General features: G+C 69.9%; 11 protein-coding genes. 8 read left to right on the forward strand and 3 right to left on the reverse strand.

From position 1 onward, the window contains the following. The first annotated feature begins 449 nt into the window (after nt 1-449). Entirely contained in the window at nt 450-1100 is a 651-nt protein-coding gene (locus ABD345_RS39160; RefSeq protein WP_344559478.1) for an HAD family hydrolase, read from the forward strand. A 23-nt stretch (nt 1101-1123) separates the two neighbouring features. Next, nucleotides 1124-1939: a DUF1932 domain-containing protein gene (locus tag ABD345_RS39165; RefSeq protein ID WP_425556960.1), complete on the forward strand. Its 816-nt coding sequence runs from the start codon at nt 1124-1126 to the stop codon at nt 1937-1939. Here ABD345_RS39165 and ABD345_RS39170 read toward each other — a convergent pair. Then, nucleotides 1936-2499 carry a guanylate kinase gene (locus ABD345_RS39170; RefSeq protein WP_344559481.1) on the reverse strand — a complete coding sequence of 188 codons (564 nt, stop codon included), beginning with the start codon at nt 2497-2499 and terminating at the stop codon, nt 1936-1938. The two genes, ABD345_RS39165 and ABD345_RS39170, sit on opposite strands and share 4 nt — an antisense overlap. After that, nucleotides 2496-3461 carry a P-loop nucleotide/nucleoside kinase family protein gene (locus ABD345_RS39175; RefSeq protein WP_344559482.1) on the reverse strand — a complete coding sequence of 322 codons (966 nt, stop codon included), beginning with the start codon at nt 3459-3461 and terminating at the stop codon, nt 2496-2498. Before ABD345_RS39175 ends, ABD345_RS39170 begins: the two co-directional genes overlap by 4 nt. Nucleotides 3462-3816: 355 nt before the next feature. On the opposite strand from ABD345_RS39175, the gene ABD345_RS39180 reads away from it, so the two are divergent. Genes ABD345_RS39180 through ABD345_RS39195 form a run of 4 tightly spaced genes read left to right on the forward strand, consistent with a single transcriptional unit; the run spans nt 3817 to nt 7757 of the window. After that, on the forward strand, nt 3817-4824 hold the full coding sequence (locus ABD345_RS39180; protein WP_344559484.1) for a hypothetical protein: 1008 nt from the start codon (nt 3817-3819) through the stop codon (nt 4822-4824). Next, nucleotides 4821-5822, forward strand: a complete 1002-nt coding sequence (locus ABD345_RS39185; RefSeq protein WP_344559486.1) for a nucleotidyl transferase family protein — start codon at nt 4821-4823, stop codon at nt 5820-5822. The genes ABD345_RS39180 and ABD345_RS39185 overlap by 4 nt, the downstream gene beginning before the upstream one ends. Then, nucleotides 5819-6730: an NAD-dependent epimerase/dehydratase family protein gene (locus ABD345_RS39190; RefSeq protein WP_344559488.1), complete on the forward strand. Its 912-nt coding sequence runs from the start codon at nt 5819-5821 to the stop codon at nt 6728-6730. The genes ABD345_RS39185 and ABD345_RS39190 overlap by 4 nt, the downstream gene beginning before the upstream one ends. Then, entirely contained in the window at nt 6684-7757 is a 1074-nt protein-coding gene (locus ABD345_RS39195) for an NAD(P)/FAD-dependent oxidoreductase (RefSeq protein WP_344559490.1), read from the forward strand. The genes ABD345_RS39190 and ABD345_RS39195 overlap by 47 nt, the downstream gene beginning before the upstream one ends. A gap of 12 nt (nt 7758-7769) precedes the next feature. Here the strand turns inward: ABD345_RS39195 and ABD345_RS39200 are convergent, their stop codons facing one another. Further along, entirely contained in the window at nt 7770-8792 is a 1023-nt protein-coding gene (locus ABD345_RS39200) for a tryptophan--tRNA ligase (RefSeq protein WP_344559492.1), read from the reverse strand. Between the two features lie 212 nt (nt 8793-9004). Here ABD345_RS39200 and ABD345_RS39205 point away from each other — a divergent pair, with 212 nt between their 5' ends. Together ABD345_RS39205 and ABD345_RS39210 are read left to right on the forward strand one after the other, a co-directional pair. Beyond that, the gene (locus ABD345_RS39205) at nt 9005-9574 is read left to right on the forward strand and encodes a TetR family transcriptional regulator (RefSeq protein ID WP_344559497.1); all 570 of its coding nucleotides are present in this window, start codon (nt 9005-9007) and stop codon (nt 9572-9574) included. A 105-nt stretch (nt 9575-9679) separates the two neighbouring features. Beyond that, nucleotides 9680-10609 carry an NADP-dependent oxidoreductase gene (locus ABD345_RS39210; RefSeq protein WP_344559499.1) on the forward strand — a complete coding sequence of 310 codons (930 nt, stop codon included), beginning with the start codon at nt 9680-9682 and terminating at the stop codon, nt 10607-10609. The last annotated feature ends 86 nt before the right edge of the window (nt 10610-10695 follow it).

Here is a 10695-nt window from a genome sequence, read left to right on the forward strand (position 1 = left end):
GCCCCCGCGAGGTGTACGTGAGCCTGCGGTCCTGCAAGACCTCATTGGGCAACACCGTGAAATTGCGCGCGTGCGCGCTACGATGAACATGCATGGGGAGCCCTAACTCCTGGTGCCGGACCCCGGGGTGTTCCACCACCGCCGGGGTCAACCATTTCCGTTTCCGACGCGGAACGTAGCACACGTACCACCCGAAAACGGACCCGATCGACGGGCGACCAAACTCGACCGATTCCGTTCCGAATCGATCGTCAATCACCCTCTCCACCGAGCCGTTTGACACCTGAACCCGCCCACCTACGAACTCATCGGACAATCACCTCGCCTGCCGGAAATCGGATCCCGATCAATCCGTGCCGAAAGCCACCCCAGTTCCCGGCGCTCCTCCGGGAAGGGCACCGTTGCTCCAGGCCCGAGCAACCGTCCTTGCCCACAGTAGAGTTGCCGCCGTGCAGCGACTCGCCTTCTTCGATCTGGACGACACCCTCGTCGATCGCACGCAGGGGTTCCGGGCGTGCGTCCGCAGCTTCTGCTCCGATCTCGGCTTCGCCGAGGACGTCGAGGAGTGGCTGCTGGACGCGATGTACGAGCGCGCCTACCGCAGCGACTTCGACCGCCTGCGCAGTGAGTTCGCCCTCTCCGCTCCGACCGATGAGCTGTGGCAGCGCTACAGCAGCGGCATGGCAGCCGCCGTGACCTGTCCCTCCGCGGTTCTGTCCGGCCTGGAGGAGTTGCGCGCGGCCGGTTGGCGGTTGGCGGTCGTGACCAACGGTGCCGGCGACATACAGCGGGCCAAGCTCGCGCGGACCGGGATCGATCGGCGGGTGGACGCCGTGTGCGTCTCGGAGGAGGTCGGCATCCGCAAGCCGGAGATCGGCATCTTCACCGAGGCGGCCCGCCTCCTGGGGGTCGACGGGCTCTCCGGCGGGTGGATGGTCGGCGACAGCCCCGAGAAGGACGTGGCCGGTGGGCGGGCTGCCGGTCTGAGGACGATCTGGGTGTCCGGTGGTAACGGCAACGCCGTCGAAGCGGATCACGTCGTCTCGGACGCCGGCGAAGCCATCGAGTTGTTGCTCGGGATGAACGGGGTTCACGCATGAACAGCGGTCGGCCGGTGGTCGGAATGCTGCACCCGGGCAGCATGGGTGCAGCGGTCGCGGCGCAGATCCGCCAGGCCGGGACGACTGTCCTCTGGTGCTCGGCGGGCCGGAGCGAGGCCACCCGGAGTCGCGCGGTCGAGGCCGGCCTCACCGAGCTTCCGAGCCTCGGCGAGTTGGTTCCGCGGTGCGAGATCCTGCTCTCCGTCTGCCCACCTGCCGCTGCCGAGCAGCTTGCCGCCGAGGTCGCGGAGCACGGCTACGGAGGGGTCTACGTCGAAGCGAACGCCGTGACCCCGGAACGGGTCAAGCGGATCGCGTCGGCGCTGCCCGACGCGACGGTCGTGGACGGCTCGGTGGTGGGTTCGCCTCCGCGTGGCGGGAAGCAGCCTCGCCTGTTCCTGTCCGGCCCCGAGCGGGCGGTCGACCAGGTGGTGCGGCTGTTCGCCGGTACCGACGTACGCGCCCGTGTCCTCGGAGCCGAGCTCGGACAGGCCAGCGCGCTCAAGCTCTCGTACACGAGTTACCAGAAGGCGTCCCGGGTGCTCGCGGCGCTGTCGTACGCGCTGGCCGCCGATCACGGTGTCGAGGACGAGCTGCTGGAGATCGCCGCCGGTCGCTCGGGGAGCTACCTGGTGGAGACCGGCTACATCCCCAAGACCGCTGCCCGGGCCTGGCGTTGGGCGCCCGAGCTGGTGGAGGCCGCCGAACTGCTGGAGGAGTGCGGGCTGCCGGGTGAGCCGATGCGCGGCGCGGCCGAGGCACTTCTCCGTTGGGAGGGCGCGCGGGATGCGGAACTCAGCCTGGTGGACGCACTGGCCCGTCTCCACGAACGCCGTTAGAAGGCCGGCTCATCGGCTGGCTTCAGTGCCTCGCTGATGACCTGCGCGGACTCCTCGATCGACTGCCGGTCAGTCCGCAGACGGAGGTCCCACCCTACGGAGGGGTGGGCCAGGACGTCGGCTTCGGTGGCGTCCCAGGCGGCGAGGCGGGCCGGGGTGTCGGTGTCGCCGCGCAGGACGGACCGCTGCTCGGTCACGCGCCGTGGGCAGGAGAGCTGCACGGTGAGCCAGGATGCCGGGTAGCCCGTCGTGAGGGCGCCGATGCCAGCGATCTGGCCGAGGTGGATGATCGGGGTTCGGCCGGCGGCGAAGACGGCGTCGAGGCCCGGTCGGTCGATCAGGTAGATGTTGCTGTAACGGTCGTTGCGGTAGATGACGCCGCCGCTGGCTTCGAGCTGGCGGAGTTGGCCGGGGGTGCCCATCCGGTAGCCCTGGCTGCGGCCGCCGCCGATCTTGAGCCGGGCGAACTGGGCCAGCCGTGGGTCCTGCTCGATGAGGGCTGCGGTGATGGTGTCCTTGCCGCTGGCCGGCGGTCCGTACAGGATGATCCCGGTCTTCATGCGCGTGCCACTCCCAGGGCGTATCGGGCTTGGTCGGCGACCGCGATGGCCGATCCGTAGCGGTTGTCGACGACGAGGTGCGGGACGACCGGGCGGAGGTCGAGGTCGATCCCGTCGACGTAGTCCGTCCAGTTGCTGAGCTTCCAGGCATCGCGGGCGGCGGAACGGAAGGCGATGTACTCGCGCATGGAGTCCGCGTCGCACTCCAGCCAGATCGGCGTGACCTCCACCTGGTGCGCCGCACAGCGGTTGGTCAGGCGCCGCATCCACACCGGATCGGTCATCTCGCTGATGAACGGGGCGGTGGCCACGGTGGAGATGCCGCACTCGACGTTGGCGAGGATCGACTCCATGAGGCACTGGTACTCCAGCGGCCGGACCTCGGTCCGGTAGGTCTCGGACTGCCGGTCGTTGGGGTCGCAGCCGAGTTCGGTCAGCAGGCGCTCCACCAGCGGCCGGGTGAGCGGGTCCTTGTCGAGGAGCGGCCAACCAGTCAACTGGGATATGAACTTGGCGAATTCGGACTTACCGCTTCCAGCGAATCCACCGATCAGCAGGAGTGAGGGCTGGTTCGGGTCGCCACCGGTGTGCCGGCGGCGCCAGGCGTCGAGGATTCGCTGTTGGGCACCCTGGATGCCGCCCTTCGCCGAAGTGGGCACCAGGTGCTTGAGCGCCCGGGTGACGGCCTGGACGTGCTCGCTCTCCAACTGCTCTTTGCAGTCGGAGGATTGATGACTGACCTGCTCGGCCGGGAGCGCCTTGCGGAAGCCGAGTTCGGGCTCGGTCGCCCGGTAGAGCAGGCAGTACGCGCGCCGGTAGTGCGGCCCGGGAAAGACTTCGCCCTGTTCGTGCTGCCACAGCGTCTGGAAGTTGGCAGCGGGTGCGGAGAGTCCTGCACGGCGCGCGGTCTCACGGAGGCGTTCGCCGGCCGCCTCCAGGGTGAGCCCGTGGGCTTCTCGCATCTCCCGGAGTTTCTCGGGCCGCCAGCCCGATCGGTCCCTGCTCAAGTCCCCCACCAGCTCACGGTTCGTCAGCACGATTCCGAGCCTAGGTCCGAGGTCGGCGATCCCATGTGTAAGCGGATGTTGAAGTCACGTTGAGCGGGACGGCGAACGGCCTCGACAACTCGGAGTGATACAGCGATCACGCTAGGTCCGCTGTGATGTCCGTGGCAACAGTGCCCACCGGTACGAACGAACTGGAGGCCGCACCATGTTCCATCCCGCATCACGCTCAGATGTACAGTCAACTCCCTTCATCCCACGTCAGGTTCGCAGGACGGCCACCCCTCCCGGAGCCTCCGACGGCTCCTGCTCGGTGGACACACAGCAGTTCGCGGAGGCCCTTCGCGGTGAGGGGGACGAGGCCGACGAGAGCTGGCGCGACTGGGCCCGCCGCCTGCTCGACGGCGACGGCCTCACCCCGGCCCTGCTCACCCAGGTCTGGGCCGAGGTCGTCACGTTCGACGACACGCTCGCCGAGTTCCTGGTCGATCCGGTGGTCGTGCCGGACGGCACGGTGACCGTCTCGGGCAGCGGGAAGGAGACCTTCAAGACGTTCAACGTCTCCACGGCCGCCGCCCTGCTGGCCGCCGCCAGCGGTGCGAACGTCGTCAAGGGCACCTCGTCGTCGGTCTCGGCCGTCTCGGGCGCGTCCGACGTCCTGGCCGCGCTCGGCGTGCCCTCGCTGACCGATCCCGCCCGCATCCCCGAGTTCACGGCCACGTACGGCATCGCCTTCGTCGACTACGCGTCCTTCTGCCCGCGTTACGCGGCCCGCTACGACGGCCGGTTCGACTTCCTCAGCCCGATGAGCTTCTTCATGCCGGCCGCGACCCTGGTCGTGTCGGCCGACGCGTTCCTCCACGGACTGGCCCACGACGACGTGCGGACCGCCGCGTCAGGCATCCATTCAGCGCGCCCGGACATCGCCCGCGGCCGGGTTGTGACGACCTGGATCGGGCCCGGGCAACGGATCGACGAACTCGCCTCGTTCGGGACGAGCACCAGCGCGGTACTGCAACACGGAGCTGTCCAACTCGTCAGTCAGCACAGCGACGGTGCCACCGGTCCGTGGCGGCGGGTCGTGAGGCACCGCACCGACCACGCCACCAACGCGGCTGCCCTGGTCGAGTCCATCCGCCCGGACGGCGACCCGGCCGTCACGGACTTGGTCGAGCGCAACGCCGCCGCGATCCTCGCCGCCGCACACCCGGGAGTCGCTGACGACGAGGCCCTCCAACTCGTCCGGGAGGCCCGCCTGGACGGCCGCGCCGAGCGGCTCCTTCCCCGTCTCCGCTCCGCCGCCTCGAAGGGCCTCCGATGACTCCGCAACCGCTGCCCGTCAACGAGAACTGGGTCGGCAGGACGCTCGGCCCCCTCACCCGCCGGTTCACCCACCACGACCGGCTGCAGGACGTCCTTCCCCTCGACTCCGACCGTCCGCTGGCCGTCGTGACCGGATTCGGACCGACCAACGCCCCGACCGCCGGCACCCTGTCGGTGATGCTCGGAGTGATCGAGCTGCAGCGCCACCTGCGGGTGCCGATGACCGTGGTCGTCTCCGAGCTGGGCGCGTGGAACTCCCGCAACGTGCCGTGGAACCAGCTCACCGCCGTCCGCGACCAGATGTTCAGCTTCATGCAGGCGATCGGCCTGGACTCGCAGGCCGAGTTCGCGCCGGTCCGGATGCGCTCGCACACCGACACCACCAACCTCGTGCGGTGCGGGCGCATCGCCCGGTTCCTCAGCCGCCAGGACTTCCTCGACCACCACGAGGACCTGGTCGAGCTCTACCAGGACCACGGTCTGCTCGGGAGCGAGGTCGGCCTCACCATGGACGCGCTCTACACCGTCGCGGACATCCTCGGCCCCGCCGAGGAAGGCGCCGCCCGCGTGTTGATGCTCTCGGGTCTGGAGGAGAGCTACTTCACCGAGCTGTCCCGACTCGTCCTCGACCGGCAGCGGGAGGCTGGCGAGCTGAGCCTCGGCTGGCAGGTCGAGCTCGGGGCGCTCTACTTCCGCGTCCTGGAGGGCCTGGGCGGCTACCCCAAGATGTCCAAGAGCATCCCCGCTTCGGGCATCCACCTCGGCATGGCGGACGAGGAGATCGCCGCCCGTGTCCTCGCCGACGACGAGGCCAGCCAGCGTCCCCTGCTCTCGGCGATCGAACTGAGCAGCGGCTGGACCATGGTGGAGATCGACCAGGCGCGGGCGGCATTCCGGCGCAGGCGACAGGAGGCCACCGGGTGGGAGCTGGCCAAGCACCGGTTCGCCGAGACGTTCTCCACCTTCGCCAGGATCTGGCGGGAGTGCGGCCGGTGACCGCAGGTCGGACGTTCGTCGTGCTGGGAGGTGCCGGCCGTCTCGGTCGGCACCTCCTGCCGATGCTCCGCGCGCAGGGGCACCGAGTCATCGGCGTTTCCCGAAACCCTGCCGACGACTCGCCGCCGGACGGCTGGGTCTGCGCGGACCTGACTGCTGCCGCCCGGTGGGCATCGGTGCAGGACCGGCTGCTAGACCTGCTGGGCGGTGCGGGGGAGGTCGTCCTCGTCGATCTCGTCCTCGACCGGACGAGCGTCGTCTCGATGCGACGGTCGATCTCTGCCGCCACCACCTTCACGGTACGAACCCGTCGGCTGCTGGCCGTTGAGGGACATGCGGTCCGGGTCTTGGCCGCAGGCACGACGGCCGCACTGGCACCGCTGGGCTTCCAGACGCCCTACGGCAGGGCCAAGCGTCAACAGGCTCTCCACTACGCGCGGTTGGAAGCCGTCGACCTCGTTCTGCTGCCCCAACTCGTCGGCACCGCCAAGCCCGAACGGTCCGGAGACCAACCGGGCGCGGTCGCCGGCAACAGCTGCACCTACGAGGCTGCCGCAGCAGCTCTGCAAACCGTCGGCCACCACCAGGCGCGACGCTCGCTGTGGGTCGTTCGAGGAGGTGATCCGCAACCGTACGTCCACCGCGGGATCGCCGGCTTGCCCGGCGCGCTGGGCTCGCTCGTCCTCTCCCACACGGTGGGCCGGAACAGCCCGACCGCGCACCGGCGTGCCAGCCGCGAACGGCTCGCGCTCCTGCCGCCCCGTATCCGCGCCGGGGTGGACCACCACGGTGCGCCCGAACGGCTCGTCCGCGCCTTCGAGAGGTACCTGAACATGCCCCGCGCCCGGACCGTCATCGCGGGTGATCAGCCCGCCCGATCGAAGGAAGACGATGAGCAGTACCCCTGACACCGTCGTTCTCGGCACCGGCTTCGCCGGACTCACCGCCGCCACCCGGCTGGCCGAGGAAGGGCACCACGTCCGCTGCCACGGCGACGGCGCCGCCGGCGCGTCCCTGCAGAACTTCGGCCAACTCCACTCGGGAGCCGTCTACGCCCCCGTGCTCCCCGAGGTTGCGGCCGCCTGCTGGCAGCACCGCTCCCGCTGGTCCGGTCTGATCGGCGAGGACGTCCGGCTTGCGCCGGGCTTGGCCCTCTTCGGCTCGCACAGCGAAGTCGAGCGCTACGCGCAGGCGTGGTCCGACCTCGGGATCCCCGCACGACCACTGTCCGCCGCAGAACTGGACGGCTACGGAGTTCAGCCGTCCGTTGCCCCTGCCGCCGCCTTCGCTCTGCCCGACCTCTCCGTGGACGTGGCCGCGGTGCACTCCAAGACCATCGCGCACGCGGCGACCCGTGGGGTCGGCTTCGCCCGTCCGGCGTCGTGCGCGCCGGTCCTCTCCGGGACCGAAGTGGTCCTGTGGAGCGCGGATGCCGGGTACTACCGGCCCGACACCCTCGTACTGGCGGCCGGCCACCGCACGGCTCATCTGCTCGACCTGCTGGGCATTCAGCACCCGTTGGCGATCAGCAACCTGCCGTACGGCGTCCTGGAGGAACCGGTTCCCCGGCTCCCGCTCACCTACTGGCTCGACGGCGACCTGCTCGCCGTAAGCCCCCAGCGCAACGAACTCCGCGTCGCACTTCCCGGCCGTCCTGGCGGTCCTGCCGACGACGCCATCGAGCACTACCGGATCGCGGCGGCCCTGTCGACACGGTGGCCGGGTCTGCCCGCAGAGCAGGTCCGTCTGCAATGGGGCCAGGTAGCGGAGCCGGTAGGTACCGGACCCGACCCGTCGGCGGTCGTGGTCGATCTCCGTCATCCGCCTGCCGGCTGGGGGCAGGTCGCGAACCTGGTCGTCTGCCTGCCGGGCAAGTGGACCACCGCCTGGCACGCAGCCGACCAGGTCGCCCGGGCCGCGGCTTCCAGAAGCTGACAGACCGGGGGATCAGCCGCCGATCCCGATCGCCTTCCGCACCTGCTCCAGCACCGGCTGGGCCCGCCTGCGCGCCTTGGCCGCGCCGATCGCCAGCAGCTCCTCCAACTCGCTGCCCGGCTGCATCAGCGCGTCGTACCGCTCGCGCAGCGGGCCCAGCTGCTCGTTCAGGACGACGTACAGCTTGTCCTTCAACTCGCCCCAGCCCATGCCGCCAGCCTCCAGCCGCGCGCGGACCTCGGCCGTCGTCGCCGGATCGGCGAAGTGGGAGAGCAGCTGGAACACCGAGGAGGCGTCGGGATCCTTGGGCGCCTCCACCGGCGTGCTGTCCGTCGGAATCCGGCGCACGGTCTTCCGCAGCTCCGCCTCCGGCGCGAACAGCGGGATCGTGTTGCCGTACGACTTGCTCATCTTCCGGCCGTCGGTACCGGGCAGGGTGCGGCCGCTGTCCTCGGTCGGCACGACGGCCTTCGGGATCTTCAGCCGGAAGGCGTCTCCGTAGACGGCGTTGAACGCGCCGGCGATGTCCGCCGCGTACTCCACGTGCTGCAACTGGTCCTTGCCGACCGGGACGAGGTCCGCCTCCATGATCAGGATGTCCACGGCCATCAGCACGGGGTAGTTGAACAGCCCCATGTTGACCCCGGCGTCCAGATCCTCGACCCCGGCCTCGCGGTTGCGGTCCCGCGCCGCCTTGTACGCGTGGGCACGGTTCATCAGTCCCTTGGCGCTGAAGCACGAGAGCACCCAGTGGAGTTCGAAGATCTCCGGAACGTCGGACTGGCGGTAGAAGATCGTGCGCTCGGGGTCCAGCCCCGCCGCGAGCCAGGTGGCTGCCACCGAACGGGTCCACCGGCCGAGCAACTCCGGATCGCGTACCGACGTCAGCGCGTGGTAGTCGGCGATGAAGTAGATCGACTCGGCCCCGCCGGCCAGCTCCAGGGCCGGCTTGATGGCCCCGATGTAGTTGCCGAGGTGCGGTTCTCCAGTCGGCTTGATGCCCGTGAGCGACACCTTCGGTTCAGCAGTCACCATGCAGGGAGCCTACCGGCGCGAGCATCACGGGGAGGGCGGTTCGCGACAGCGCCGACCTGCGGTTCGTCCACCAAGATGTCCGGGTGGGTTCGTATCCCGTGTTCCGGATCAGGTGAAGCAGAGGTCCCGGAGGTGGCGGTGGAACCGAGGGCCGCTTCGACGTCCGACGTACGATGTCTCGGAGTGTCATCAAGGTCGGGGCGGAGGAACACGTGGCTCGATGGGAACCCGACGCACAGGCGCGCCTGCAGGACGCGGCGCTGGAGCTGGTCGGCCGGCAGGGATTCGAACGGACGACGGCGGCGGAGATCGCGGAAGCCGTCGGACTGAACCGCCGGACGTTCTTCCGGCACTTCCCCGACAAGAGGGACGTCTTCTTCGCCGGCCAGGCCCGGATCGAAGCCGATCTGGTCGCCGGGGTGACCGAGGCGCCCCCGGGCGAGTCACCGATGGGGCTCGTCGGGCTGGCGCTGGCCCGCGCGGCCGACACCTTCGCGCACCTGCCGAGGGAGCAGGTGCGGACGCGTCAGGCGATCATCGACGCGGAGCCGGCGCTGCTGGAGCGGGAGCGCCAGAAGTTCGCCGCCCTCGCCCGCAGCGTCGGTGACGCGATGCGGGAACGGGGCGTCGCCGACCTCGCGGCCACCCTCGCGGCCGAGTCCGGCGTCCTGGTCTTCCGGACGGCGTTCACGCAGTGGCTGGCCGACGGTGAGTCGCGGTCCCTGCCGCTGATCATCGCCGAGACGGCGGCCGCGCTACGTGCCCTCAACGCCACCCACTAATCATGTCTCTCGGAGACATTAATCACGCCGAAGGCGGTGTTCACAGCGCACACCTCCCGCTATGTTCATGTCTCTTAGAGACATCAGCCAGGGGAGGACGGCGACATGAAGCGCATCCAGTACCACGAGTACGGCGGCCCCGAAGTCTTGCGACTGGAGGAGTTCCAGCCGGCCCGGCCGGGCCGGGGCGAGGTCCTGGTCCGGGTCAGAGCGGCCGCTCTCAACCCGATGGACATCGGCATCCGCCAGGGCAGGATGAAGATGGTCACCGGCCGCAGGTTCCCTCGCGCGCTCGGGCACGACTTCGCGGGCGTCGTCGAGGCGGTGGGCGACGGGGTCACCCTGGTTCGCCCCGGTGACGAGGTCATCGGGGCGGCGGGCATCAAGGCGGCCGGGGCGTTCGCCGAGGTGGTTCTCGTCAAGGAGAAGTCGGTCGTGCGGAAGCCGGGGAACCTGTCGTGGGAGGAGGCCGCCACACTCCCGACGCCCGCCATCACCGCGTACTTGGCGCTGGCCAAGAAGGGCCGGCTGCAGGCCGGGCAGTCCGTCTTCGTCGCCGGCGCGCTCGGCGCGGTCGGCCGGTCGGCCGTCCAACTCGCCACGATGACGGGTGCCTCGGTCGGCGGCAGCTGCCGCGACACCGCCGTGCCGGAGGCCCGCGACCTCGGGCTCGCTCCGCTCGTCGGGTTCGACTTCGATCCGAGCCGCTACGCCCGGCGGTTCGACGTCGTCCTCGACACCTCCGGCCGGCTGCCGCTCACCTCGGCCAAGGCGATGGTCAAGCCCGGCGGCCGCATCGTCGACATCCGGCCCACGCCGGCGAAATTCGTGCGAGCCGCCCTACCGGGCCCCTACCAGGTGCTGGTCGCCAACCCGGACCGGGCCGATGTCGAACAGATCGTGCGGGCCGCCGAACAGGGAGTCCTCCGGCTTCCGATCGCCGACGTGGTACCGCTCGACCATGCCGTCCCGGCCCTCGCGGAGTACGAGCGCCGCACCGGCTCCAAGGGCGGCAAGCTCGTCATCACCTCCTAATGCTGTTGTCAAGCCGCTGATGCGACCGGGAGTCCACGTTGGAAGCACTGTCCGTCACGGATGAGAGCCCACAGGACGTTGACGCG

The sequence above is a fragment of the Kitasatospora saccharophila genome (genome assembly GCF_039529925.1).
GTDB classification, from domain to species: domain Bacteria; phylum Actinomycetota; class Actinomycetes; order Streptomycetales; family Streptomycetaceae; genus Kitasatospora; species Kitasatospora saccharophila.